The 26,356-nt window shown below is 44.6% G+C and carries 34 protein-coding genes and 2 tRNA genes; 35 read left to right on the forward strand and 1 reads right to left on the reverse strand.

Going from position 1 to position 26,356, the window contains the following annotated elements:
- From JUF22_RS05825 to JUF22_RS05905, 17 genes are all read left to right on the forward strand, one after another.
- Complete coding sequence (locus JUF22_RS05825; protein ID WP_203644452.1) at positions 1–240, forward strand: hypothetical protein; 240 nt, start codon at positions 1–3, stop codon at positions 238–240.
- Positions 241–624: 384 nt separating this feature from the next.
- Complete coding sequence (locus tag JUF22_RS05830; RefSeq protein ID WP_203644454.1) at positions 625–1,056, forward strand: YfdP family phage-associated protein; 432 nt, start codon at positions 625–627, stop codon at positions 1,054–1,056.
- 2 nt (positions 1,057–1,058) lie between these two features.
- Positions 1,059–1,793, forward strand: a complete 735-nt coding sequence (locus JUF22_RS05835) for a hypothetical protein (protein WP_203644456.1) — start codon at positions 1,059–1,061, stop codon at positions 1,791–1,793.
- Positions 1,793–2,491, forward strand: coding sequence for a putative HNHc nuclease (locus JUF22_RS05840; RefSeq protein ID WP_203644458.1), 699 nt, complete (start codon positions 1,793–1,795; stop codon positions 2,489–2,491). Before JUF22_RS05835 ends, JUF22_RS05840 begins: the two co-directional genes overlap by 1 nt.
- A 253-nt stretch (positions 2,492–2,744) precedes the next feature.
- The gene (locus tag JUF22_RS05845) at positions 2,745–2,918 is read left to right on the forward strand and encodes a hypothetical protein (RefSeq protein ID WP_203644466.1); all 174 of its coding nucleotides are present in this window, start codon (positions 2,745–2,747) and stop codon (positions 2,916–2,918) included.
- A 259-nt stretch (positions 2,919–3,177) separates the two neighbouring features.
- On the forward strand, positions 3,178–3,594 hold the full coding sequence (locus tag JUF22_RS05850) for a DUF1642 domain-containing protein (protein ID WP_203644929.1): 417 nt from the start codon (positions 3,178–3,180) through the stop codon (positions 3,592–3,594).
- Positions 3,594–3,890: a hypothetical protein gene (locus JUF22_RS05855; protein WP_203644468.1), complete on the forward strand. Its 297-nt coding sequence runs from the start codon at positions 3,594–3,596 to the stop codon at positions 3,888–3,890. The genes JUF22_RS05850 and JUF22_RS05855 overlap by 1 nt, the downstream gene beginning before the upstream one ends.
- Positions 3,887–4,198 carry a hypothetical protein gene (locus JUF22_RS05860; RefSeq protein WP_203644470.1) on the forward strand — a complete coding sequence of 104 codons (312 nt, stop codon included), beginning with the start codon at positions 3,887–3,889 and terminating at the stop codon, positions 4,196–4,198. The genes JUF22_RS05855 and JUF22_RS05860 overlap by 4 nt, the downstream gene beginning before the upstream one ends.
- Complete coding sequence (locus JUF22_RS05865; protein ID WP_203644472.1) at positions 4,191–4,529, forward strand: hypothetical protein; 339 nt, start codon at positions 4,191–4,193, stop codon at positions 4,527–4,529. The genes JUF22_RS05860 and JUF22_RS05865 overlap by 8 nt, the downstream gene beginning before the upstream one ends.
- Before the next feature lie 4 nt (positions 4,530–4,533).
- Positions 4,534–4,920 (forward strand): hypothetical protein, encoded by a 387-nt coding sequence (locus tag JUF22_RS05870; RefSeq protein ID WP_203644474.1) that lies wholly within the window; start codon positions 4,534–4,536, stop codon positions 4,918–4,920.
- Between the two features lie 28 nt (positions 4,921–4,948).
- Positions 4,949–5,404 carry a hypothetical protein gene (locus JUF22_RS05875; protein ID WP_203644476.1) on the forward strand — a complete coding sequence of 152 codons (456 nt, stop codon included), beginning with the start codon at positions 4,949–4,951 and terminating at the stop codon, positions 5,402–5,404.
- Positions 5,405–6,131: 727 nt separating this feature from the next.
- Positions 6,132–6,205: transfer RNA gene (locus JUF22_RS05880), tRNA-Lys, on the forward strand.
- 25 nt (positions 6,206–6,230) lie between these two features.
- On the forward strand, positions 6,231–6,437 hold the full coding sequence (locus tag JUF22_RS05885) for a crAss001_48 related protein (protein WP_203644478.1): 207 nt from the start codon (positions 6,231–6,233) through the stop codon (positions 6,435–6,437).
- A 325-nt stretch (positions 6,438–6,762) separates the two neighbouring features.
- Positions 6,763–6,844: transfer RNA gene (locus JUF22_RS05890), tRNA-OTHER, on the forward strand.
- A 541-nt stretch (positions 6,845–7,385) separates the two neighbouring features.
- Positions 7,386–7,676 carry a hypothetical protein gene (locus JUF22_RS05895; protein ID WP_203644480.1) on the forward strand — a complete coding sequence of 97 codons (291 nt, stop codon included), beginning with the start codon at positions 7,386–7,388 and terminating at the stop codon, positions 7,674–7,676.
- A gap of 33 nt (positions 7,677–7,709) precedes the next feature.
- Positions 7,710–7,964, forward strand: a complete 255-nt coding sequence (locus tag JUF22_RS05900) for a hypothetical protein (RefSeq protein ID WP_203644482.1) — start codon at positions 7,710–7,712, stop codon at positions 7,962–7,964.
- An 18-nt stretch (positions 7,965–7,982) separates the two neighbouring features.
- The gene (locus JUF22_RS05905) at positions 7,983–8,798 is read left to right on the forward strand and encodes a terminase small subunit (protein ID WP_203644490.1); all 816 of its coding nucleotides are present in this window, start codon (positions 7,983–7,985) and stop codon (positions 8,796–8,798) included.
- Positions 8,799–8,804: 6 nt separating this feature from the next.
- Here the strand turns inward: JUF22_RS05905 and JUF22_RS05910 are convergent, their stop codons facing one another.
- The gene (locus tag JUF22_RS05910) at positions 8,805–9,392 is read right to left on the reverse strand and encodes a site-specific integrase (protein WP_203644491.1); all 588 of its coding nucleotides are present in this window, start codon (positions 9,390–9,392) and stop codon (positions 8,805–8,807) included.
- A gap of 144 nt (positions 9,393–9,536) precedes the next feature.
- Here JUF22_RS05910 and JUF22_RS05915 point away from each other — a divergent pair, with 144 nt between their 5' ends.
- From JUF22_RS05915 to JUF22_RS06000, 18 genes are all read left to right on the forward strand, one after another.
- Positions 9,537–10,850 (forward strand): PBSX family phage terminase large subunit, encoded by a 1,314-nt coding sequence (locus JUF22_RS05915; protein ID WP_203644493.1) that lies wholly within the window; start codon positions 9,537–9,539, stop codon positions 10,848–10,850.
- An 11-nt stretch (positions 10,851–10,861) separates the two neighbouring features.
- Entirely contained in the window at positions 10,862–12,340 is a 1,479-nt protein-coding gene (locus JUF22_RS05920) for a phage portal protein (RefSeq protein ID WP_203644495.1), read from the forward strand.
- Positions 12,291–13,697, forward strand: a complete 1,407-nt coding sequence (locus tag JUF22_RS05925) for a structural protein (RefSeq protein WP_203644496.1) — start codon at positions 12,291–12,293, stop codon at positions 13,695–13,697. Before JUF22_RS05920 ends, JUF22_RS05925 begins: the two co-directional genes overlap by 50 nt.
- Entirely contained in the window at positions 13,697–13,897 is a 201-nt protein-coding gene (locus JUF22_RS05930) for a hypothetical protein (protein ID WP_203644498.1), read from the forward strand. The genes JUF22_RS05925 and JUF22_RS05930 overlap by 1 nt, the downstream gene beginning before the upstream one ends.
- 203 nt (positions 13,898–14,100) lie before the next feature.
- The gene (locus JUF22_RS05935; protein WP_203644500.1) at positions 14,101–14,721 is read left to right on the forward strand and encodes a DUF4355 domain-containing protein; all 621 of its coding nucleotides are present in this window, start codon (positions 14,101–14,103) and stop codon (positions 14,719–14,721) included.
- 14 nt (positions 14,722–14,735) lie between these two features.
- Positions 14,736–15,113, forward strand: a complete 378-nt coding sequence (locus tag JUF22_RS05940) for a hypothetical protein (RefSeq protein ID WP_203644502.1) — start codon at positions 14,736–14,738, stop codon at positions 15,111–15,113.
- Positions 15,114–15,128: 15 nt separating this feature from the next.
- Positions 15,129–16,241: a major capsid protein gene (locus JUF22_RS05945; protein WP_203644504.1), complete on the forward strand. Its 1,113-nt coding sequence runs from the start codon at positions 15,129–15,131 to the stop codon at positions 16,239–16,241.
- Between the two features lie 15 nt (positions 16,242–16,256).
- On the forward strand, positions 16,257–16,532 hold the full coding sequence (locus JUF22_RS05950; protein WP_203644506.1) for a hypothetical protein: 276 nt from the start codon (positions 16,257–16,259) through the stop codon (positions 16,530–16,532).
- 12 nt (positions 16,533–16,544) lie between these two features.
- Entirely contained in the window at positions 16,545–16,880 is a 336-nt protein-coding gene (locus JUF22_RS05955; RefSeq protein ID WP_203644508.1) for a hypothetical protein, read from the forward strand.
- 11 nt (positions 16,881–16,891) lie between these two features.
- Positions 16,892–17,110, forward strand: a complete 219-nt coding sequence (locus tag JUF22_RS05960; protein WP_203644510.1) for a LysM peptidoglycan-binding domain-containing protein — start codon at positions 16,892–16,894, stop codon at positions 17,108–17,110.
- 35 nt (positions 17,111–17,145) lie between these two features.
- On the forward strand, positions 17,146–17,559 hold the full coding sequence (locus JUF22_RS05965) for a hypothetical protein (protein ID WP_203644512.1): 414 nt from the start codon (positions 17,146–17,148) through the stop codon (positions 17,557–17,559).
- Between the two features lie 98 nt (positions 17,560–17,657).
- Entirely contained in the window at positions 17,658–17,960 is a 303-nt protein-coding gene (locus tag JUF22_RS05970; protein WP_203644514.1) for a hypothetical protein, read from the forward strand.
- 37 nt (positions 17,961–17,997) lie between these two features.
- Positions 17,998–18,447 carry a phage neck terminator protein gene (locus JUF22_RS05975; RefSeq protein WP_203644516.1) on the forward strand — a complete coding sequence of 150 codons (450 nt, stop codon included), beginning with the start codon at positions 17,998–18,000 and terminating at the stop codon, positions 18,445–18,447.
- A complete protein-coding gene (locus JUF22_RS05980; protein WP_203644517.1) occupies positions 18,447–19,631 on the forward strand; it encodes a DUF3383 family protein in 1,185 nt (394 codons plus the stop codon). Before JUF22_RS05975 ends, JUF22_RS05980 begins: the two co-directional genes overlap by 1 nt.
- A gap of 13 nt (positions 19,632–19,644) precedes the next feature.
- Positions 19,645–20,082: a hypothetical protein gene (locus tag JUF22_RS05985; RefSeq protein WP_203644519.1), complete on the forward strand. Its 438-nt coding sequence runs from the start codon at positions 19,645–19,647 to the stop codon at positions 20,080–20,082.
- Between the two features lie 18 nt (positions 20,083–20,100).
- Positions 20,101–20,625, forward strand: a complete 525-nt coding sequence (locus JUF22_RS05990) for a hypothetical protein (RefSeq protein WP_203644521.1) — start codon at positions 20,101–20,103, stop codon at positions 20,623–20,625.
- A 52-nt stretch (positions 20,626–20,677) separates the two neighbouring features.
- The gene (locus JUF22_RS05995; RefSeq protein ID WP_203644523.1) at positions 20,678–20,860 is read left to right on the forward strand and encodes a hypothetical protein; all 183 of its coding nucleotides are present in this window, start codon (positions 20,678–20,680) and stop codon (positions 20,858–20,860) included.
- Positions 20,861–26,329, forward strand: coding sequence for a phage tail tape measure protein (locus tag JUF22_RS06000; RefSeq protein ID WP_236000731.1), 5,469 nt, complete (start codon positions 20,861–20,863; stop codon positions 26,327–26,329).
- Positions 26,330–26,356: the final 27 nt, after the last annotated feature.

Below are 26,356 nucleotides of genomic sequence, written 5' to 3' on the forward strand. Positions count from 1 at the left end.
ATGAAAATCATAAACAAAAAGAAGGCTCACATCTATGAGATTGGTGACGTGATAGATGAATGTGGGACTTACTACATGGTGATGGGCAGTAGAATTGATGACAAATATGCACTGATTGATTTGTCAACTGGATTGGCAGAGACAGATTTGTATAGCTCTCTAGAAGAACTTTTTGACGCCACGGATCACAAGAATGAAGTCGCTGTTTATGCAGAATTAGTCATCAAGGGGGATTCGTAAATGTGTAATTTATGTCATGGAACTCACATTATTCATACGGCCGTAATGCCAGGGGTTGTTGTGGCGGAACCCTGCCCTAACTGCAATGAAGCTTTGAAGGAGAAGCGGCATGAAGAGTTTAAGCAGCTCCTACTGAATGGGGGCCAAACCATTGGAAATTCAGGGACCCGATAAGTATCAACTTGGGGATGTGCTGCTATACCCGAGCAACTATCCCGAATGGTATCTGGTGATAAAGATTTTCAACAAGTATGCGTTATTAAACATTCAGACCAGTGAAGTAGAGGTTAGGAGAGACACACTAGCTGAGTTATACGAATGGGGGCACGACGATGAAGTCAAAGTTGATGCTCACATCAAAATAAGATAAAGGGAGATAAGACCATGTCTAAAAAGTTAATCAATGTCGATTTGAAAGAACTGGCTGAAGGGGCAGTTCAAGAAAAGCTTGATCATGTCATGGAAGAGGTTCTAGAAAACGTGATGAATCCCAACACCGAGGCAAAGAAGAAACGTAAGGTGACCATCAACTTGACGATGACGCCGAGTGAGAATCGGGATACCGTCACAGTGGACGCCCAAGTTAAGGCAACACTGACACCAGAGAACTCAGCTACAGCTACTCTGTTGGTTGGAGTGAATGGTGATGGTGCTGTTGAGGCTAATGAACTTAAGAGCGGCGCCAAAGGGCAAACCTACTTTGATCCTGATGATGCCAAGCTTAAGGACGACAAAGGCCAAGAGATTGACAAGGTTGAGGCTAAGACGTCTTCAAAGATTATCGACTTACAAAAACAACAGAAAGAGGCTAACTAATCATGGAAAAAGATGCATTTGAATTTCTAGCAAATCAAGCAACCGTTGCAGCAGGGAAGAGCGTGGCAACTGATAAAGAAGGACACACATTTACAATCGGTGGAGAGGTTCGTGAATTTATCCCTGATGACCAACCAGAAACGTTAAAGGTCAGCACTTTAAGCAGTGTCGTTGATTTCATGACGGAAGCGGCCGATGCAGCAGTAGGCAAGAACACGCAACTGTTAGTGGAAGTCGTTAGTCCTAGTCGGGTTGTATTAGAGTCAGCACTCGATAAATATGGTCGTCGAAAGCAATTAATGGTAGCTCGGGTTTCAAACGATCCGTTTGAATTTGGACGTTGGACTGACCGGGAACAAATGAATATTGCTCTGCAATCGCAGTTCGTTTCTAATGCTGACCAGGCTACGCTACTGAAGTTTATTGGGAACTACAAGGAGTCGACTGAGCAAGTTGCAACTGATGATGGTGTTACCCAAGTTGCTTCGGTTCGTACTGGTGCAGCTAGTGTTGGCAACGTCAAGGTTCCTAACCCCGTGCTGCTGGCACCATATCGGACATTTGCTGAAGTTGAGCAACCAGAAAGCCAATTCATTTTCCGGATGAGGGACCATATGACTAGCGCCTTGTTTGAAGCTGATGGCGGTGCTTGGAAGAATAAAGCAATCTCCAACATCAAGGATTATTTTGTTGAGAATCTGGATATTGAAGACGATATCTTCGTGGTATTGGGCTAATGCAAATCTTTGGAAATATTCGTAAGCTGTTTAATCACTACCTGATTATTGATTTAAATGACGTCGATCCGCCAGATCGGCGGTTAATTGAGGAAAACGCCAACCAATTGGTAGAAGTCCGCTTTGATGATGGTCGGCATATCACAAGGGACCAACGTCGTAAGATCTACGCGATGCTGGGGGAGATTGACAGCTGGTGTGGTAACTATATCCCAGACCTAACAAAGTCGCAGATGAAGCGAATGTATGCCGTTGACAAGGGTCTGTACGAAGATTTCTCTCTTAGTGATTGCAGCATTACAATGGCTAGTCGTTTCATTGAGTACTTATTGGCCTTTTGCTTTGCTAACGATGTGCCGTTTGCTAGTAAGACGGTTGATGTTATTCGGGAGCAATACGGCTGGGACCTGCAATGCCTCAAGTATCACCGTTGCATGATTTGTGGCCGGCATGCAGACATTGCCCACGTTCACGCGGTGGGCATCGGCCGTAACCGTAACAAGATTAGTCATGTCGGCAACAACGTTATGGCGTTGTGTAGAGAACACCATCAGGAACAACACCGCATCGGTATTGCAACGTTTATGCAACAGAATCAGTTGAAAGGTGTCCGGGTAACGCAAGAGATTGCCGAGATGTTACGACTAGGCAATTGGCGTTCGGAACGTGGCGAAGAAATTATTTCGACAGAAGAATAGAGGAGAGGGTTGGATGCTGTTACTCAATGAGAAGACTGGTGCTGTGGTCTTCAAAGGCAAAAACCGAGCGGAGTGTAATCGTTGGCGACTTCAGCATTATCGTCGCTGGCGATTACAGAACGCACGCTGGATTAGGCTTCATCCTAGGGTGGAAATGCCCTATGCATTAGTGATTATTGACGAAACTAAGCCAATTAGGCCGCTGATATCGGATGCGGAGCTGGATGCACACATGGATTGGAGATGAACCGAGTTGGCATCGGCAACGGAGGAACAAGAGTCGTTTATTCGTACGATTGCGCTGGAACTCAGAGTTTACGAGCCAATGCATCTTAGCAAGTCTGAGGCTAGTCGTTGGATTAGTGACCATATTGAACAGTACAACGAAATACGAGAGACTCAGTGGAATCAGCTCGATGACTCCTAATCAGTAAGTAAATGATCAGATAGTGGAACGAACGAAAGGGGCAAAAGGTAATGTACAGCTACAGCAGTGAGCCCAGTTGGGTCATGGTAGACGATAGTAACGGTAATCACGTTTGGATAAACCTCAAGATGATTGATTACGTATCCGAGAATAATCCCGGATGGTCAATGGTTTCCATAAATGGAGAAAAATTGTTGGTAAAAATCGATTTTGACAAGTTTGGCAATATCTTGGCAGGAGGCGAGGCCAAGTGATTAAGATGTATCACAAGACGGCGACCATTCAAGCTGAGCAGTTAGACGGTAGCCGAGAGCTTGCAAAGAAGTATGGTATTCGGATGATGCCGCGGGCCACTGAATCGGGCATGATTGACACACTGGAGGGAACAGTGGTTGCCCATTATGGTGATTGGATTGCCACTGGCGTTGATGGTGAGCACTGGCCCATTGCTGATGATATTTTCAAAAAGACATATGCCGAACTGCCAACGATTCCTAAGTCAGTCGCTGATTGGATTGAGAAGCGAAAGCATAATAATCCACATGACTTGCGGTCAACCTTTGTTTTTTCACCTTATGCTGATTGTAGTAAGTGGTGTGGTGAATGGATTGAATTTCATTCTGAGATATTTGCTCGTGCGTGGCTAGACGGATATCAAGTTGAGGAAGGTAAATAATGGGACAACATGAACGGATTCTTGATGCTATTCAGGAAGGCTCTGAAATAGGATTAAGCAAAGGTTTTGATTATGATGGATCCTTGTATCTCTTTGTTGATAGTGTTGCACAAGTGGCAGGTCTTATAGTCAGACAAATGCTAGTGGAATTTCCTGAGTTAATCAAACGTAAGATTAAAATCAGTTATACAGAAAGTGATGTTTTTCCCTCAAACGACAATATTAAGTATCCACATAGCCATGTTGAAGTTACGGTTACTTGGATGATTGGCGAAGTGAAGGAGGGGCAGAAATGAATAATCGATGGCGACGGGTGGCGCGTTTGAAAACGCAACAACAGTATCACGAGCATAGTAAGCGGCGTCAAGAGTACGCTGGGAATCTCAGTAAACGGACACAGGTGCTAATTGATCAGTTGCCAGAAGCAGCGAATAAGAATCAAAGTATTTCAGCAAATATGGTTAAGCTAGGCGAGGCACTAGCGAGACAAGATGAAGTCAATAAGGAGTGTTATGAATTTGAAGAACATCCGGCAATGGGGAAGATTCGGCGTTGGGCGAAACGCGTCAGAGAATTGTTACCCTGGGGGCATAAACATGCTTGATATTGGATTGCAAGAGGTCCCAGTTGGGGTATTCACAAGGTCGCTTGACCATCCACCAATTAGAGCGTGGATGGTATCGGTGACTGAGTTCAGTTACGAGAAGGAATGGCTTACGGTTAGTCATGAGTATTTAGGGCTCCCAATGGGACTAAACAGCCAAAAGACAATGTTGAATTTGCTGAAATTTGGATATCAGGGGCTTGGCTTCCGGGTCACCACTTACCGCGATGAACCATTATTCAGGCAGTACGACGTATTGAGGGATGATGGATTGAATGCTGCTTTATTACGGCTGTTGGGGCTCCTAGTAAAAAATAAAAAGGGAAGGTGATCGAATGGATAAAGCAATTTCACAATTAATTGACACGTTGAATGGTCAAGTTAGCACCTTGCCACGGCTGGCGAAGGAAGTTTTGCATCAATGGATTGTGAGTCATTATGTATTGGCTGCAATTTGGCTATTGGTTGGTGTTGGATTAGCGATGGTTGCATTTGCTGTGATTAAAAAAGGATTTGTCACTTATACTGAAAATGTTGTGAAATGGCAGCACCGAGGCTATGATAATTTCGGCAAGCCAAGCATTTGGGATATGCCAGGGTTTGCTTTTGCCGGAGGACTGGTTACTGCAGCTACGGTGTTGGCTATGGCAGCGGCAGGAGACAGCTTGTACTCAGCACTAAACCCAATCGTAACTTTGATTAGTAGTTTCACAGATAAGTAGTGATATTGTGATAGGAGGGGATGAATTCGTGGAGGAACAATTGTCAGTCAGTGAGAAGATTCATCGAAAGGAAATCAGAAAGTCAGTCAAGCGGTACTTTAGTCAGGACTTTGAGCGATTAGCCCTTCTATCGGGAACACAGATTTCAGCCTTACAATCACCGCAGTATGACGGCATGCCTAAGGCACCAGGAGTTACGAAGAATTTTGACGATGATATATCTGAACAAGCTGATCAGCAGGTTATCTTTGATTGCACCTTGAAGGCCCTTCGAATGATCACTGGTGTTAGCTGTTATATTATTTGGCATTCACTGGTCCAGCATGAGTTGGAAGGTCAGGTACGGAGACAAATCCATTACCAGCATGCAAGATACATCGAACGAAAGAACGCAGCACTAGAGGAATTTTACTATGCGTTTGTTGGTCAGTTGAGTAGTCGTGGAATTACGATTCATGATTTGAAATTTAGCAGTTATTTGTAAACGGTATGAATGACCATACTTTTACCGTACTTTTTTACAGTCAAAACGGTGTATTCTAGTAGTGTGGTCAAGAGGATAATTCTTGCATTTCCATAAGTGTCTCCTTTCAATTGCGCATGCTCTAGCGGTGTGCGTTTTATGGCGGGGCAAAGCGGTGGTCGCTTGCTAGGGTCATATCCTAGATAGTAGTGGTTCAATTCCACTCTCCGCAATTAAACATTTAAGCTGGTGTATAAGGGACTGATACTCCCGCCCAGTTGCGTGGCTGTAAGATGGACGATAAGCCGTCTGCTAGGGATACCTGGTGGATTGTTAAGCCCCAGTGGCTGGCCTGAAAGAAAGGGCTTCGCATGTCACGTAGGTAACAAGTTGGAAGACAAATGCATTGACGGATTCGTGCTCACAATACCTCATCTTCAGTCAACGATAGTGTAGTAACTATTGGAACCACGGAGAAGAACTAATAAGAGCATTGGTAGTTGAACTGGCAACACCGGGTATAAGAATTCAGTCAAGTACAAGTAGGGGTAATCTACGTTACAAAATATGCAGACTATTTGAAAATGCCTATATTCCCTGAAAGTTGCCGGTATCATTCCGGCTCGGACCATTAAAAGCGTTGACAGCGTGTGGGTCGCTCCTACACGTAGGCGTTAACGCTCGTTCGGTTGCACAAAATGTCTGAAACTAAAGTGATCTACGCAAACCAATGCGGAATGTTTATGTTGGATTCTTAGCTCAGTAGGGTAGAGCACCTGACTTTTAATCAGGGAGTCGCTGGTTCAATTCCAGCAGAATCCATTAATTTGCGTTATGGGAGGCTACAATGCGAGACGAAAGTGTTTTGATTAGTGAGTTGGAGTCTGAGAAGAAAAACGTGAATGATAAGTACAACCGATTAGATGAATTTATCGACAAGCATGGTGATGAGATTAAAAAGCCACAGCTTGAAGCGATGAAGCTCCAACGTACTGCGATGCTAATCTATGTATACTCACTAGCATTGCGAATGGAATTGTTAAAACAGTCATAGGTTATTATCTATATTACGGTGGCGGAATAGGTAGACGTACTGAAGTAAAGCAGACTATGGCGGAGTTGCTCTATTGACTCACCTGAGTCACCATGTAACTTTTCTTCGGATAGAGTATGTAAGGTGCAAATCCTTACCCGTAATGTTGCTGTAGTCAGCAAACTTGATTCTGATCTGTATTCTTCCTTTCTGGCTACCGTCGCTGGTGCTTGGTTGTGGGTTCGATTCCCATAGGCGGTATTAGCAATTCAAGTTGAGAAGGTCTGGGGACGCCCTATGAACCAGAAATACCGTGACGACGAGAATTAAGGCTTAGATTGTTAGTGTGACTGCAGTCCAATTGGTAGGGCAACTAGCTACTTAAAAGAGTAGTCAGTATGTTGAAGGTTCGAGTCCTTCCAGTCATGTAGAATCAGGAAAAATAAAATACTATTGCTTAACGCTGATTCTAGGCTCGGATGATTCCGGGTCTATTTTTGTATAACTAAGGCGCTCAGAGGTGTTTATGAGAATTAAGCGGGCACAGGAGGGATGGACATGCATCATATGATTTATCCAACTGTTGTGGACGGTGTCATTTATGGTGGAAGCTGGGGAAACATACACTTGAGCTTATCGACCGGTAAAATACATTTAAGAATTAAGTGTTGGTCCAAGTCGGAGCTAAAAACAGGCGGCTTACTTTGGACGATACGTTATCGATTATTATGCAATGAACAAAGTACCAAAGGAACACGTTAAGCAGTCAGAAATGGAATGATTGCAATGAAGAAGTATGAATATGGCAATTGTGCGCTATTGTTTTTGATGGTCCTGACAGTTGTTCTAATTGGGCTATTACCATGAAGCACACAGAGTATGGCTATGTAAGCCCAGCTGAGGATAAGTGTTTTAGAGACCTAGAACATTGGTTGAGTGAGGTAAAGCGTGAGGGGAGGTCTGGTGGTCATGATGTGGTACCCAAGCACGAAAGAAATGAAGGACGAATTCCGAGAGCAGTACAGAGAAGCGATTAGTGATATTTGTTGTCAATGTCAGGATGGAACACCGACTAAGCTTACGGTTTCTTCAGATAATCAGTGGTATAGCATTTTTGTTAAGGCATCAATGGACTATCTTAACCTGCGTGATGAGTGTAATGCCTATGCAAGGGAACATGGCGTTTTTCAAAAGAATGCTCCAACTGTGTATATCAGTAAAAACACGCAGTATGGTGACATTGTTTTTATGGTGATGTGAAGGAGAACTTGTTTTTAAGAAGGAGATGCCAATATGGATAAAGAGAAATTTTTAGCCTTGTTTGACGACAAGATTAAAGAAGTAGCTAATCAGGATTCTGTTCGGGCCGCAACGCTTGAGCAGGAAATCAAGGATGGAACCATGGATGCGACGGTGAACAACGCAGTTACGGTTATGAGATATACGCTTGATCAAAGCTTAAAGGCAGGATTCAATGATAATCAATCGTTCTTCATGGCTTGCAAGATGGCGGGAATCGAGATTGAAGCCCCCTACGCTCAAGACTAGTTTGGTGCGTGATATGTAATGGAGTTATGGGATAAAATCAGAGAGGACTTCGAGACGTCCGTTGCAACGCCGAAGGAGCTTGCCGAAAAGTATGGCGTTAAGGTAACTACCTTACGTAGCCGTAAGAGTCGCGAACATTGGCAGCGTTCAGGGGATTCACCTCCCGCAGCGAAAAAGAAGCGCAACGTTGCAACTCGCAACGAAAGTGTTGCACTGCAACGCAATGCCGTTGCAGCTGCTGATATGGTTGAGTCTAGTGACTTGAATGATAGACAAAAGCTATTTTGTCTTTACTATCTGCAGAGATACAACGCTAGTTGGGCATATCAGAAAGTTTATGGTTGTGACTATGATACGGCGCGCACTAACGGAAGTCGCTTACTCACTAACACTAACGTTAAAAAAGTTTTGGCGGAACTGAAGAAGCGACAACAGGTTGACCTGTATTTAACGGCCGATGATATTCTTGCCGGTTATGCCAAGCAGGCGTTCTCCAGCATGGGAGACGTACTGGATTATAACGTTCAGAAAGAGCTCGTTACCGACAACGAGGGTAACGTTGAGCTTGATACAGATGACAATCCGATTAGCCGTCATATTGCAGACATTTACTTGAAGCCAAGTGAAGAGATTGACTGGTCACTAGTTCAGGAGATTCATCGCGGACGTGAGGGACTCGTTGTTAAGCTTTACGATAAGCAGAAGGCCATGCGTGAATTAATTGATCGGCTGCCTGAAGCTAAACATGGTGACGGTGTTCGTGATGGATTCTTAGGAGCAATTGTTAACCGTTCGAAAAAAAGTGATGAGGCTGACGGCAAGAAAAAAGAGTAGCCGTAGCTACCCAAAGTCAATTGTATCTAGAATGTTTTCGCGGCTCGCTTGTTCTAATCCAAGATATTCAAGCGTCATAGCCTCTGTCGAATGGTTTAACAGTTTCATGACCAACCCGATATTGTAGTTACTCTGAACGTAGACGCGGTAGGCGCCGGTCTTACGCATGGTGTGTGTACCAAGATAACCAATTCCCAGAAGGTCGCCAGCCTTGGCCATCACTTTATAAAACTGTTTTTCGGTGATGTGTCGGTTTGGATTTCTATCCGACGGGAAGAGCCATTGCTTAGGGTAACCTTTGTTCTCAAACCATTCACGGTAAGTTACCAAGTCTTTAGACACTGGCCGCAAGTACAATGTGTTCGGCTTGCCGGTCTTTTTATCGTGAATGAAGGCATTTGCCTTAACGTTGCCGCTATCGTCAAACACATCATCATACTTCAGCCGCATAACATCGCTGATTCTTAATAGCGTTGCTTTCCCGACTTGGAAGATGGTGTAATTGCGGCGGCCAACCTTAAAATTGTTGAGTAGGGTATCTTGGACGTTTTTTAGTACGTTGGTATCTTTGATTGGCAATACATTATTTTCCATGGTTACGCCTCTTTTTAGGGGCTATTTATATATATTTCTAACTTAATACCCCTTATATAACGATTATAAAACACCGATGCTGATATTTCAACGTTTTAAAGGGTCTATTACCTAGAAATAACCCCTAAAGTGTGGTGACTACTAATGCAGACAACTCAAGTTGAATACGCACCGTTTTCAGACAAGCAGCTAGATGTGCTGGACTGGTGGATTGACCCTCATATAAAGGACGCTGATAATCCGCAGGAAACAATGGATGAGCATCCTGAGTGGCTAAACCGTCGTGACAAGGAAGCAATTATCTGCGATGGGTCCGTTCGTGCTGGTAAGACGATGATCATGTCGATGTCGTATGTCCTGTGGGCCATGACTAACTACCAGGGACAACAGTTTGGCATTGCAGGTAAAACTATAGGTTCCCTTCGGAGAAACGTTGTGCGACCGCTTAAACGGATGCTAGAGGCACGACAATATCGCGTTAAGGATTCACGTTCAGAAAATTTGCTAACCATCACTTATGGGAGCAATACTAATTATTTCTTTCTGTTTGGTGGAAAGGATGAAGGGAGCCAAGACCTAGTCCAAGGGATTACGGTTGCCGGCTTCTTTTTTGATGAAGTTGCGTTGATGCCGCAATCTTTTGTGAATCAGGCTACGGCTCGGGGTTCAGTTGACGGTGCGAAATTTTGGTTCAATTGTAATCCCAGCGGGCCGTATCACTGGTTTAAGTTAGAGTGGCTGGATCAGCTTGATAAGCACAAAGCGATTCACATTCACTTTACGATGAATGATAATCCTTCTTTGTCTGTAGAGACGATAGACCGTTATGAACGGATGTACTCCGGAGTTTTCTATGAGCGCTACATCTTAGGACTGTGGGTTCTTAGCGATGGTATCGTGTATGACAATTTTAGTAAGAGTCAGATGGTTGAGGAGCCACCGAGCACAGTTGCGTCAAAGTATAAGGTATCGTGTGATTACGGGACTAAGAACCCTACGGCATTCTTGCTGTGGGGCCTTTTTAATGGAACGTGGTACGCGATGAAAGAGTATTACTATGATGGTCGTCACCATAGCCGTCAGAAGACTGATAAAGAGTATTCGAATGACCTTGATGCTTTTGAGGGAAGTATTCGACCAGCTGAAATTGTTGATCCGTCTGCTGCTTCATTTATTACTGAACGGCGTCAACAAGGACGTCGAGTGATTAAGGCCAATAACGATGTTCTTGATGGCATCAGGCTAACACAGACTGTTATGAATACAGGGGAAATTAAATTTGCACCAGGATTGGATAACTTGTTTAAAGAGTTCTCCAGTTATGTTTGGGATGATAAGGCCGCAGAACACGGCGAAGACAAGGTAGTTAAGCAGCATGACCACGCGTTAGATGCTATGCGGTATTTCGTAATGGATACCTTTGGTGAACGACCAAGAATTCAAACTTTTCGTTTGTAGGAGGTGATAGATTGCCATTAGAAGTTGAAGCACCCGATTTGGAGAATAAGATTTTAGATCATGTCCAGATTACGCACAATAACATGTTCCTTTTCCCGGCGGATGAAGAGATTAGCATGGGAGACCTACTTGCACTAGTTGATTACCATCGTCTGCACATTCGGCCTAATTATCTAAGAGACCGTAAGTACTACGAGGGTGATCATGATATCAATTACCGCTATCCTAAGCCAAACTACAAGCCTGACAATCGGCTGGTCATTAATTTTCCACGAAAAGCTATTACATCATTTAACGGTTTCTTTATTGGGACACCAGTTAAGATTGACAGCAAGGACAAAGATGCTGATGAATTTATTACAAAGTGGTCCAATGCGAATAGTTTTGAGGACGTTAATGCAGAAGTTGCCAAAGAGACGTCTATGTATGGACGCTCCTATTACTACGTCTACCAAGACGAGTCAGGTGTTCCATGTGTAGTTCCTGCAAGTCCAATTGATACGTTCATTGTCTATGATGACACGCTGGCTAGAAAGGTCAAATATGGCGTTCACTACCGCTATAATACGCAGGGACAATTAGTTGTTTCGTTGCTGAGCGTTGGCCGACAGCGTGAATTTATCGTAAATGGGTTGTCAGGAAGCTACATGGACCAGGTTGCTATATATGCTTTGCCATACCCAATTGTTCCAATTATTGAGGCCGTAGAGAATGAAGAAAGGCTTTCGCTTTGCCATGACATTGTTTCATTGATTGATGCGCTAGATAAGGCGATGAGTGAAAAGGCCAATGATGTGGACTACTTCGCTGATGCCTACTTAAAAATAATTAATGCGTACTTTGATGATGACGAGGTTGAAAAATTTCAGCAGCATCTACGAGATGAGCGTTCGATAGTTGTTAATGGTGGAAAATCGGATGAAGGTGAAACCCAAGTTGAGTTTATGCAAAAGCCTAACGCTGACACTACTCAAGAGAACTTAGTAAATCGGTTGGTTGATTACATTTACCAGATTGCCAACGTTACTAACATGAACGATGAGGCTTTCTCGGGCAATCCATCGGGCGTTACGCTCAAGCTGAAGTATCAACCAATGAAGGATATGGCTGATGTTAAAGCAATCAAGTTTAAGCGTTCGCTGCGAGACGTCTTTAAATGTGTTTTCTCTGTTGTGCAGGGAATTGATGATGCTGCTTGGCAAGACCTGCAGTTTAGGTTCACTCAGTCAGTGCCACAAAATTTGCTGGAGTTATCGCAAGCGTTCGATAACTTTTATGGCAAGCTTAGCAACAATACGCTATTTAAGCAGATGCCATTCATCGATGATCCCGACAAGGAACAAGAACAAATTAAGAAGGAAGCTGCCGAAGGGCAACAACAGGTTGCTCAACTCACACAACAATACCTAACCGACCAGCAGAAGAAGGGCGGTGTAGGGGATGCCACTGACAATTCAGCAGGAACGGCAAAGAATTCAGCAACTAATTGAGCTTGATAATCAAAGTGATCAGGACGGTAGCGCGTATTATAGCGAATATTTGGCCTACGTTAGAGAACATTTAACAGCCTTTTACCAAAAATATGCTGACGAAAATGGATTAACTCTGAGCCAAGCGGCTACTCGAATATCTAAGTGGGATTTGGCCGAGTGGAAGCAAGCACTCAGCGGATTAGGAGATATTAGCAGTTGGCCTCAGGAAGCTGTTAACCGAGTTAAGGAACAGACCTACGCTGCAGGAATCGATAAAGGCCACTTATTAGGAGCTATTTTAATTTTAGGTATAATTGCCCTAACAGTTAGGCAACAACGGCATATCGCAAGTAGGGTAAATACTGATGGCAAGTATGAGGTTAAGAGAATGCTTCAGGCGTTCAAGCTTACCAGTAAACAAAAGAAACGTGTGACAAGTATCATTACCCAGCCAGAGACTCGAAAGATTTGGAGCCGAAATCTATGGGTGGACAGCGATAAGCTTGCTGGGGATGTACAGTTTTTAGTCAATCGACACCTTAAACACGGAATGTCGCTTAATGATTTGACGAGTATCCTTGATGAACACGCAAATATGAGCCAATTCAAGCCTAGTCAATCGGTAGCAGATCGAATCAAGCAAATGGAATTTAATACACGTAGAATTGTTCGGACAGAATCGGCGCGGCTAATCGATGAAGTGAACATGACTACGTATCAGATGAATGGCGTTAAAGAGGTTGATTGGATTACGGAACCTGGAGCATGTATTAAGTGCCAAGCAATTGCCGGTGATAGTCCATATAGTCTTGATGAGGCACCATTAATTCCTAGAGACACGCATCCTAATTGCCGATGTATAAAAATGCCGCATCTTTCCGTTATGGATAAACGACAACTAGCAGCCAAAACCCTAGGCTTAACAGCTGAAGAACAGGCCGGATTATTGCGTTGGGTGAGCGGTGACTCGTATAAATTGAATTCGGCTCTGTACAGCAGTCAGAAGCCAACAGGATTGTTGAAGACGACGATGGATGAATTAGATACAGGTCTAGCGAAATTGCCAAAGTTTGAGGGTGAATTGTGGCGTTCAGTAGAACTAAGCGGCAAGGAGCTTTCAAATTATTTATGGAAATTTGAACCGGGATCCAATTATGTTCCGTCAGAGTATCTGGCTTTTACAAAGGCATCGAGTCTTTATAATGGCAACGCAAAGGTGCAAATTGTCATTAAGCACGCAACTAGTGGTCGTAATTTAGGTGCTTTTAATCTATCTGAAGGTGAAGTATTATATGAGCGAGGCAGTAACTTTAAAGTTGCGGACACTTATATGGATGATGCCAACAGATTTATTATTGAACTGGAGGATCACTAATGACTGAGAATGAATCTGAGAACATTAAAAAGATGCTCGCCGGTGAAGCTTATAGTCACGATGGAATGACGGAATATGGTGGATTACCACCGATGTCGCCACATCCTAACGTAAAACCTGGGAGTAAAATGGATTCGCAAAAGGTCAAGAGGCATCAGGAACTGGTTAAAAAGTTCCTTGAGAGCCAAAAGGGTAAATAGGGGCTATTTATTACTAATAGCCCCTATAGAATGCTTATTTAACAATAACAAAATAAGATATGCTAAATAACAGGAGCTTTTATTCGATATATCCGAATAATAACCCCTGTTTTTGTGTACTTTCGACCAGGCGTGGATGTCAATAAAAGCTACGGACGTGCAAGCATTGAATCACTCTAAAAGCTATGGATGGAGGATTTACCATGAAATACTTGAATTTAATGTCTATGAAGTTACAGTATTTTTCCAATCCGGATGGCGATGATGGGAAGCTGACGCCACCTGCTGACAATGAAGGTAGCGATGGGACCAACGATGATTCAGACAACCAAGCCGGTGAGGCATCTGATGGCAAGAAGTATAACGACAAGGATGTCAATGAGATCGTTGCTAAAAAACTGGCCAGATGGAAGTCTGAACAAGCCGAAAAGGATAAAGAGGCTAAGAAACTGGCTGAAATGAATGCCAATCAGAAAAAGGACTACGAAATCAAGAAGGCAAATGAGGCAGCTGCCACAGCAAAGGCACAGGTAGCACGATACGAAATGACTGATACAGCTCGTAAAATGGCCGCAGATGCAGATATTAATTTGACGGACGAGGATCTAAATCATTTAGTTACGGAAGATGCTGATACCACCAAGACAAACATGGATTGGTTGGCTGGTCTTAAAGACCGAATTGCAAAGGATGTTAAGTCGGAATACCTTAAAGGTAATCCTCCCAAAGCTGGCGGCAATAAGCTAGAAAAGAAGAGTGGCAGTTATGGTGCCAATTTAGCCCAACAGACTATCACCCGTAAAAATCCGTATTTTAAGAGTTAATAGGAGGTTAAATAATGACTGAACATAAAACATATCTGGGCCCCAAGCAGGTCCTAGGTTTTATTGCTAATAAGGTGGCTTTAGGCGCCATTGTTAGTGATACAGGAGTTACTGCAGATAGTAACGGTAAGAAGATTATTCCAGCCGGCTCCCCTGTAGGTGGGGACGATTCAACGTTGGAAAATGAACAAGCCGTTCTGAGTGTTGTTAGTGATGCAACGGCGCAAGGAATTTTAGAGTTTCCCGTCGACGTCACCGGTGGTCCATCTGATGGCACGCTAATTATTAATGGATACGTGAATGAGAATCGTTTGCCTGACAGCGTCAAGATTACAGACGAAGTCAAGAGTGCATTGAACGGCAAAGTTACGTTCTTTAAGCGGAATAAGTAGGGGAGGGAAAAACGTATGAGTAGCATTTTTGATGATATTACAGCAACCGATTTAGGTGCGTTCTGGACAGAGAAATCTAAGGACCGACCACCTTACATTTGGGACACGCTGTTCCCAGCAAAGAAGCAAGTAGGTTCAAATTTCGAATTTTATCGTGGACAATCCAATGCGCCTAAACCATTGGTACCATCTGCATTTGGGGCACAAGCGATTATGCGTGAACGTCAAGGATTTGAAAAAATCAGCGATAAGACGCGTTACTTTAAAGAAGGCTTGCAGATTGATGAAGACTTACGTCAGCAGCTTCTTAATCTTCAACAAAATGGTAATAGCTCCCAAAAGGACCTGATTATCAACAAGATTTTTGACGATCAACAACGATTACTTACTGGGGCTGAATTGACACGTGAAATTGTCCGTAACCAATTGATGCAAACGGGTAAAGTTAACATCTTTGGTAATGGGCAACACATTCAAGCTGATTATGGGATGAAAGAAACTCACAAAGTCGTTGTTAAGAATGCGTGGGGGTCTACAGAATCGACACCATTCGATGATATTCGAGCCGCGAAGAACGTTGTTGGGGATGATTCAGATCAGACTATCACTCGTGTGGTTATGAATGACAACACGTTGCAAAGTATGCTTCGGGATACCAATGTTAAGTCGACCATGCTGTATGATAGTGGCAAATTAGCTAATGTTACAATCCCACAATCTGAGCTGTTTAGTTTCTTGTCACTTAACTATGGGCTGACTATCCAGGTCTATGACAAGCAGTACAACGATATCGATGGGACCAAGAAATACTGGATTCCCGACGGCCGGGTAATCTTCCTGCCCGAAGGTAACCTTGGCAATACCATTATGTCAACCACGCCAGAAGAAGCTGATTTACTGGGTAGCCAGGCTGCCGATGTCTCAATTGTAGATAACGGTGTGGCCATCAGTACAATGATGACGGCAGACCCTGTGAATAAGAAGACCAACGTTTCTCAACAGTTTATGCCAACGTTTGAGATGATTGATGGGATTTACATTCTGGATACTGCTGCTGTAGCGGCTCCGGATCCTGTTGATTTAAATGTGACACCAACGGCTGATGGCGCTCAGGTAACTGGTAAGTAGAAAGGGGAACAATAAATGGCTGAATTAACTTTAAATGTTTATAAGAAAGGCGAGGAAACGCCTGCCTTTACTGGTGATGATACTAATGGTGTTCAAATTACTGGATTGGCAGCGGGGACCGTTGTTGCAAAGGGCGACTATCAAGCGAGTCACACAGACCCAACCGGTAAATTGACTGAATCAGATAAGGTAGATGTTGATGGATTTACGGTAAAACAAGCACAAGCCGCAGCGCCATCTAACGTAGAGGCCACGGCAACGGATGATGGGGCTAATGTCACTGCTGGTTAGGATGTGATGTAGTTGTTATCTAGTACGAATATTTTAGATAGAGTTAAGACTGATCCTACGAGTAAGGGTATTGATGAAGCGGTCATCAACTATGCTGTGTCTGATGCTACTGAGGCGGTTAAAACCTATCGCTTGAATAAAGATATTGTAGAGTATGCTACTTACCTTTACGCGCGACATTTACTGTTTATTCGGGTGTTGAAGCACAGAGAACGGTTCAAGGTGGTAAAAGCTGAAAATGGTGAATATACCAAGTTCGATGATGCCAACGGGGATGATGCTTGGGATGAGTTTCAGAGATTACTCAAAGAACAGAAGTATGGTCAAAAGACAGTACACTTTTACTAAGGAGGGATACTATGGCTAACAATGAAGCACTAAAGTTAGTAGGAACTACAGTGGTTAATGGACGCTCAGTTCCATTTGCTATTTATCGTGTAGCCAAGGGTGATACCGTATACAGCTTGTGGTTAAAGTTTCGGGACAAGACGACTGTTGGTGCTATTAAAGCTGCTAATGGATTTGAAACCAATGTGTTGTCTGCTGGTAAACAAATTAAGATTCCCTTAGTACTATGAGTTCTGGAGCAGAAGAAGTTCTTAAGCGTCTAGCCTTGCAGAAGCGACGACTTAAACAGCTGAATCAGTCTGAGGTTAGCGTCGGGGCTATTAAAAGTGTCCCAGAGCACACGCCGGAGGAACTACAAAAGATTGTTCGGTATAACGAGTTTGGGACCAACAAAATCCCAGCGCGTTCTTTTTTGCGTGGTTCTGTCTACCGAAACAGCAAATATGGTTGGCGCTACGTTAGTCGTGAAGCGGTGAAGGGCGTGCTTTCTGGTCAGCTGACCAGTGGAAAGGCCTACAAGCTGATTGGCGAACGTATGGTTGAAGACGTTCGCCATCAAATTGATATTGTCAGTCCACATAACGCACCTAGCACTATCAAGAAAAAAGGACGAGACCAACCACTGGTCGACACTGGTGGCTTGTATCGTTCGATTGATAAGGAGGTACGGCCACGGTGAGTGTGATTAGTGACCTATATGAAGCTTTGAGTATATTTGGCGTCCCAATTCGCGTTCACCCTATGTTAAATGTTATGGATGGCGGGAGAATCAACGCTATGAATGAGGTAGTTCCATTCACTAAGGCTGATTTGGACGGGGATGTCGATGCTGAATCACTGGTGGATCCAGTAGTGCCACAGTCATCTAACATTACTGCTAACTTGTCTGAGTCGTTATCTGGCGGTGGGAATACCGTACCACGCCGATACGCTTGGTACTCAGAGAATAAGTATCGTGTAGGAACCTTGGTGGAGTGCCTGGACCATGTTTTTCAAATTGACCAGCTAGCCGACTATGACAATGTAGCCGGTATTTTTGTGTACTACCTTAAAGGGGATGACGCGCTTGAGTCCATTTGATAAGAAAACAGTGAGTTTCGAGGAAACAGTGGGTCCTTTGCTAAAGGTAGTTTCACAAATCACGGATTGCAAGGTTGTTCCTAATGAACAGGTTGCACAGATTAGCAAGCTACCATTCGTGACCTACTATCCGCTGACCTTTGATGACCCAGTATTCAGTGACGCCACAGCAAACGATGGGCTATTTGAGGCTGTCATTTCGCTAGACGTGTTTGCTGACACGTTATCAGTGGGGATGCAGAAATGTGGGGACCTTCGCACGTATCTGTTGGATCTATATACGCGTCAGCTGTTGCGACGCGATGCACGAATCACGGTACGTTCAGCTACCACGCCGCAATCACGATCGGTGACCGATTTACCGTTTAAAGCTGTCCACCATCACGGATTCGACCTTACCATCCAGTACCACAGACAGTACACAAGTCCGATTGACACCATCTCAGGTGTCTCGGATATTTCGATTTCAAATAAGGAGGATGAATAATGGCTACTACGCTTTTTAGCACATTGAACCGGATTAGCCCGGCTCACATCTCTAACCAGTACACCACCGCGGCAAAGAACGTTTTTGCTGGTGGCTTGGTTAAGGGAGACAAGCAAGGTATCAAGGTTTATGACGACCTAGATGCCGTTGCCGAAGATTTTGATATGTACACACCATTCTGGAAGAAGGCGCGGGCATACTTCGCAGGGAATAGCGAAGCTGCTAGTTTACTGGCTCTGACGTTTGTTCCTGGGGATGTAGCAGCGAGTGATCCAACTAATGTCCAAGCAACGCCGACTGGTGATGGCGCAAAAGTCACCGCTGATGTGGCTGGCACGACTAGCACCCTTTCAGCAGACGCCATTGGGGCCGTTACAGCTCTGAAGAAGTACTACTATGCAGGACCGCAGTTCTGGTTTCTGACAGAGTTCGACGAGGACGTCGCACAAGCGATTTCTAACTTTGTCGAACTGCAAAACACAGGTATTTTCTTGCTGTACGCCAACGATGCTACGAAGTTGCAGGGGTATACCGATAACAAACGTACAATGAAGCTTACCTTACCAGCAGTTGATGATTCCACTGCAGAAATGCAAGACACCTATAATAATGTCCTGGACGCAGCATTTGCTGGTGTTGAGTATGGGCGCAATCCTCACTCGGCTGTGAAGTATGCATTGGGTGGCTTGCCATATACGCAACCACAAGATCAGTACAACTTCACGCCTGATGACCAGGCGGAGCTTGATAAGTACAACATCGTGACGTACGCCTATGTGCTGGTCAATCCGCAGATTACTAGTTCACGTATGTCCGCTGATGATGTTCATATTGACACGATTCTTGGTTGGGACTGGATTCAGAATCAGATCAGTTCTCGAGTTACAAACCTGTTTGTGCAAAACGCTAAACAAGGCATTCCTTATAACGAGGTTGGGTTCGACTCAATCGCAACCGTTATTCGGGGTGCCTTTATTGACGCCGGCGATTTGGACATTATTGCGCCAGAGGTTGACGCAACTGGTTCTGAAACCGGGAAACCAGACTATTCCGTAGACTACGCAAAGCCTGGCGAATTGCCTAAGAGTTATGAAACTAAACGCGAGATGCGTGGCGTTAAGACCAAGTATCACCCAATGGGAATGGTCGAAGACGTCTACATCGAAAACACAATCGTAATGTAGAGGAGGGAAATAAATGGCTGGAGAAAATTTAGCGGCTTCATTGGAAGATGACGAACCGTTGTTTGATGCCGGGGATGTTGCCATTTACTTGGACGACAAGTTAGTCAAGTACTTCAACGGCAACGATATGGCTTCCGTTTCGTGGACGACTGATAACGTGACATTGGAAATTGATGCGCAAGGTGCCGGGACCGCCGTTAAGAATCATGATGGCCGTGGGACAATCACGCTTCACTTGAACCGTGCATCCGACACTTGGCAAGACATCATGGGCTTTGGTGCTTCAACGGGGTATCACAAGATTAACATCGTGACACCATACGAACACGTTTACGCTGGTAAGGCGCTGTTGACTAAGAACCCTGATATCAACATTGGTGGTACCGCACAAACTGTTGATACTGCATTCTCATGCAACAAAATCACTTTGGAAGGCAACAAAGCCGCTTAGGCATAGGAGGATTAATTAATGTCAGAAGAATTGAACGATATTTTAACGGAAGATGATTCAGCCGCTTCAACTGGAGCACCAACTAGTGCTCCTAGTAATGTGGGGGATGCCCCCACGGTTAGTGAGCCAGTAGCTCAGACGCCCCAACCAACTCAGGACAAGCCACAAGTATTGACTGCGGCGCCAACGGTTATGCGCGATGAATCGGATAAAGTTGCCGTAGATAGTAATTTTAATCTGGTTTACGTATTGAAGAATGGGAAGTCTCTCAAGCTGTCAGTGATCAAGCCAGACCTGGGTGTCAGCACGCAACTTTCTGACATGCAAGTTCGAATTGAAGAAACGTCTACTGGTGACCGTTACCTAATGGTTAACAATGCTGGCGTTTATCAAAAGCTTATGACCGACTTCATCCGAGTTATTTTGGTGGATGGTGCTCCTCTGCATACGGTGACATTTGATAGTCTGTCTAAGATTGGCATGACTAAGAGTGAGCTGGATGACTTGATGAGCATCATCGTCACGTTTTATCTCTCAGAGTAATATTTTTTTCAACAAGCGTCAGATCGAAAAGATTTTCTCTAAGAATCCCGGATTGGCAATGGAATGGTCGGCCTATATTCAAGGAACGGTCAACGTCACCCGTGAGGAAATTCGGGGGATGTCAGGTAATGAGCTGAGTATCTTGCAATACGCGACCGAGCAACGTACCAAGGCGAACCGCTACAACCAAGCTGCTGCCATTGCCCTCGCATTTGGAGGGAAGGAGGGGTCTTAATTGCCAGATATTGCTGGTGACCGGATATCATACAGAATTGATATCAATGGCCTCTCCCAACTTGATGGGATGAAGCGAACGATTGAACAGATGGAAAAGCTCGTTCCTGGATTAAATAAATCTGTCAAAAATACGCAACAATCCATTAAGAAAATGAATGACGAAGCTTCACACAGTCGCGTCACAGATAGCTTGAATCAAGAGAAACGTGGCTTTGATGGACTAACGAGTTCTGTTGGTAGAACCGGTAGTAAGATTGATTGGGCAAACATGAAGACGACCAATCTCACGCGATCCATGAAAAAGGCCGGTGGGACTTCTTACTTCAAGAAACAGTCACGTGATTTGGACGCTTTAGGTAACAAGATGCAGTCATTTGGTCGTAAAGCTACTGTTGCCACGGCTGCTATTGCTGCAGGGGCTGGATTTGCCTTAAAGACGGCAACAGACCTTCAGAATCGATATAAAACAATCACTAACTTGGCTGAAACTGGTGGTGAAAAGCAGTCCGAGGCAACTAAGAACGTTGCTAAGATGCAGCGGGATGCTACCAAGTATTCAGATACGTACGGCGTTTCCCAGAAGAAGATTGCTGAAGGATATGAAACTCTTAATCGTCGTGGCTATACAACTAACCAAGCTCTAGGATCTCAGAAGTCTTATCTTCAAGGCGCAATTGCCTCTGGTGATGCTTATTCTGATGTGGTAAGTAACGCAGCTTCAGCTATTGAGCAATTTGGCATGAAAGTCAATTCTGTTAAGGGGATGGCTTCAGCTAGTAAGACCGCAATCAACCAGATGGCATATTCAGCCGATTTGACTGCAACAAGTTTTGGTAACTTGGGTGAAGCACTTAAGTTCTCAGGTCCTGATGCGCATGCTGCTCATCAATCGCTTCATACGACTGTGGCAGCAATTGGTGATATCTCTAACTTTGGTATTGATGGCAGTCAGGCTGGTACCTCAATGCGGCAGATTTATCAGCGACTGACGAGTCCACCATCTAAAGGTAAAGCGCCCAATGCTATGAAGGACTTAGGCCTGAAGTATAGTGATTTTCGCGACAGTAAAAATGAACTTCTCCCTATTCAAGATATCTTTGAAAAGCTTGCTACTAGAATGAATAAGATGAAGAAGAGCCAAACCGACAAAGGGGCTATTTATGCTGCTCTTTTTGGGGTGAATGCTTCTAGTGCGGCTCAAGCTCTTGGGAACAGCTATAAGCAAGTCGATGCATTGGATAAGAAAGTTCAGAAGTCTCAGAATATGTATGGTGGCAAGGGCTACGTTTCCCAACTTTCTGAGAAAAATTTGGATACGTTAAAAAGCCAATGGAACCGTATAAAAAGCGGACTATTAAACGATAGTATAGATGTTTTTAATGCTTGGATGCCAACATTAACTAAGCTTGCTAAGCAAGTTGCTGATCTTCTTGAAGGGTTCCAAAAGCTACCAGCACCAACTAAGAAATTTATTGGCTTAGGTGTTGGTCTTACGGCACTTGTTGGTCCAGTTGCGTTATTGGCAGGATCATTGCTCAAGATGCACGGTGCATTGTCTGCCATCATTAAGTTGGGTGGCAAGAGTTCTGGTGGCAAGACTGGAATTATTGGTCAGATGACTGGTTTTTTAGGAATCGGTAAGAATAATCCTAGAAAGTTTTCACAACGGTCTGGAGCAACACATTTTAGTAGTCAATCTCGAGTACCAGGAAGTCTAATTGCTAATGGCGTTGACTGGAACGGATTAAATAAGCGGCGTAAATCAGCTAACACACTTACCCGCAATGTTGTTTCCAAAGTAAAGCCGGGTCGAGCTTTGCTATCTGGAATGGATACACTCAAATCTGGTAGGTCGTGGTTATGGAATGAAACCAAGAGCGGAACTTCAAATGTCTTAGGAAAGGCCAAAGGCGGACTTAATTTCTTAAAGAACAGCAAGATTGGAACTGTAGCCAAGATTGGTGGCAAGCTTTCCTCTCGCGTTCCTGTTCTGGATGTTGCTATGGCTGGGACTAATCTGATTGGCATGAACCAGAAAAATGCTGGTAAAAAGGTTGGTTCGGCTGGCGGTATGTTAGCTGGTGGAGCTATTGGTTCTATGTTTGGTCCTATCGGTGGGGTGGCTGGTGCGGCTATTGGTCAGACAATGGGAACTGAGATTGGTTCTACCATTCAAAAGAGCTTGCCTAAGAAAATGAAGAAATCCATCGGTTCTGCTGTGAAGGATGTTAAGAAGACTTTTAGCAGCTTAGCTAAGCCTTTCAAGGCAACCGTCAAGTCTATTTCAAAAGTTTGGGGTAGTGCGACGAAGGGAATCTCTAAGGCCTGGTCACAATATGTTATTAAACCACTTTCAGGTAAGAATGGTAGCGCAGCAATCAAAGGAACTCTGAAGATATTCAAATCTGTACTGGTACCTACGATGAAAATCGCGGGTGTAGCCTTTAAAGTGTTTGGAGCTGCGGTAAAGACAGCAATTAAAGTGGCTGGACACATTATTGAAGGCTTTATCAAGACAGTATCTGGTGTCTTTGCATTGATCAGCGATCTAATCCATGGGCGTTGGAAGAATATCTGGAAGGACGCCGTTCAAATCTTTACCGGAATTTTCGGTACGATTGGCAATGTCCTGGGAGACATTTTAAAAACTGTTTGGGATGGCATCGTAGACCTAGGCAAAAACATTGGCAAGTTCCTAGCCCATCCAGTCAAGACGATTGAAAGCTGGGTTGGTGGCGGTGGTAGTAGTGCCACACCGTCAGTCAAGGCGCCAGACGTAGCCAAGAGTGCCCAAAGTAGTAATAAGCAACTTGGTGCTTTGAGCAGTGGCAAGTCAGCAAAGAAGTCGTCAAAGCCTAAAATCAATATTCAAACTGGATTGGCTCATGCTGCTGGTGGCTTTATGAGAAGCAATCACTTAGCTCTTGTTGGTGAAGGTGGGCCCGAAATGGCTTATCACGCTGGCAAGGGTTACATGCGTTGGCTGGGGATGAATGGTCCCACATTAACTAAGGTACGCTCAGGCGAACGTATCCTTAATGCTCGCGATTCTGCTAGTGTTGCTAAAGGTGGTCTTGGCCGCGGGATGATGCTTCCCGGCTATGCAAGTGGAACGGCTAAACTGGTCCAAGGTAAGAATAGGTTGGGGTCAGCGAGCCTCAATTTTGACGCGTACGGTGCTTCAACTAAGAAGTCGACTAAATCACTGAGCAAGCTTCAGAAAGGTTCTAAGCGGCAATGGTCGACTATCCAGCGGAACACCAGTCAAAGTACTGGCCGTATTTCTAAGAAGACGTCGAAGGATTTTACGTCGATTCAAAAGGATACGGGCAAGACTACTGATTCACTCCGTAAGAACACGGTTGCCGACTTTGACACAATGCAAAAAGGCTCCATGGCCCAGATGAATCAGTTACACAAGGGGATGAATGCCGTCGCTAAGGCCATGGTAAATGACTTTGACGACATTTTTAGCAAGTTATCCACTTATGCACACAAGGAAATGGCTGCTGCTATCAAACAGCTTAATGGTGGTGTGAAAGGTATCAACACCGTTTTGAATAAGTTTGGTGGCGGTGGTAGCGTGTTGCCAATGATTCATTACGCACAAGGTAGCCAAGGACCTATTAGTAAGCACACAATGGCTGTGGTCAACGACGCTAAAGTCGGGCCACGTCAGGAGGCTATCCTCAAGAGTAATGGTCATGCATACTTGCCTAAGGGAAATGATGTTGTCTTACCATTGGGTCCTGGGGATGAAGTACTGAACGGGTCAGAAACGGCGCAACTACAAGACGTCGGAGCCCTACCACACTTTGCTAAAGGGACTGGTGCGCTTAAACGCCTGATCAAGAGTAGTGACAAGCATCCTAAAATGGCATGGAACCGTGATTTTAGTTCCAACGTCAAAGGTGGACTAGACACGGCGCTCGGTAATGGCCTGTTTGGCACTGGTAAACGTGCTGCCACACACGTTGGTGTTCCTTGGAATGCTGAAGTATGGTCACAATTAAAGTCAGCCATGTCATCTGATAGTGGTGGCGGTTCTGTTCTTCATTCACCAGGTCCTGGCTGGAGAATCAGCTCTGGTTTTGGATATCGAGGGAAGACTTCTGGAGGAATGTCGAATCATGATGGTACCGACTTCTCTCAAGCAAAAGTAGTCCATGCCTTGGAAGATGCTACTGTCACCGAAGCAGGCCCAGGACGATGGCTTGGAAGTGACGGCGTTGGTGAGGTTATTGGAACTAAAGGGGGCCGTCTAAGATTAATTTACCAGGAACTGAATGGCAAATACCCTAGTGGTGCAACTTTACTTGTTCATGCTGGTGATCACGTTAAGCAAGGCCAGGCTATTGCTAAGCTAGGGCCGAGTGGTACTCACGTCCATATTGGTGCAACTACCAAAGGGCTATGGGACCATGGTGGTTCTTCGACTAAGGGGTGGCTCGATGTCACGAAGTTGCATGGTAGTTTTGGCAATCCGGCGACTCAAAAAAAATCTAAGAATCCGGCCCTTACTAAGCTGGTTAAATCGGAACTTGGTAAGCGATTGAAATGGGTATCAAATAAGCTTGGAGAAGACTCGATAGGCAGTATTGGTAGTCTTGGCTTGAGTGGTGGCTTAGCCTCACGTGCCCGCACTCTAGCTGCTGCCTTTAAGAAGCTCTATCCAGCCGCCACTAATTCTGGGATTGCTGCCGTTTTGGGCAACTGGAATTTTGAATCAGGTGGATTGAATCCTGGGGCAGTTAATAGCAGCGGTGGCGCTTCTGGATTAGGGCAATGGCTTGGCGTTCGTAAGACAGCACTGATGAACTTTGCTCGTCGTAAGGGTAAGAGCTGGAAAAATGCAGGCCTACAACTAGAGTTTGCCCTAAAAGGGGATGGCTCCGATAGTTCTTTGCTGAAGAGTGTTATTCGTGGTAAAGGTTCAGTCGCATCGCTGGCAGCCCGTTTTTCTAATGGCTGGGAGCGAGGCGGCTATACCTCAGAACACGTTGCTGGAGCACGCCAGGTACAAGCTGCATTACATGCTAACGGTGGCTGGGCTAAGAACGGAAAGCTTAATATCTTTGGTGAAGCTAAGGGCGAGAATGAAGTTGCTGTCAACACTAAGCGGCCGAGTGCAGACCCGCTGTTACTAGAAGCTATGAGTGACCGAGCAATTAAAGCACCTAACAGTGTTTTTGGCCAGTTCAGGTCCTTTGCTAAGATGCAGCATGAATTTGCCAAGATGAAGGACTCACAGGCGAAATTTGCTAAAACTGCTAAGGCGGCTACACCGACTAAGTCAAATGGATTAGTCGTACGACCACAGATTACGTACAGTCCTAAATTTGTTATTAATGGTTCAACGGATCCTAAAGAAGCTCAGAAGCTTGTTGCCAAACAGGCGGCTAAGGATCGTCGTCAGTTTGAATCGATGATGAATGATTTGTGTGACCGGTTAATGTCAGTTGAATAGAAGGAAGGGTCTCCTATTGTGGGAGGC

Source organism: Levilactobacillus lanxiensis, from assembly GCF_016861655.1.
In the GTDB taxonomy this organism is placed as follows: domain Bacteria; phylum Bacillota; class Bacilli; order Lactobacillales; family Lactobacillaceae; genus Levilactobacillus; species Levilactobacillus lanxiensis.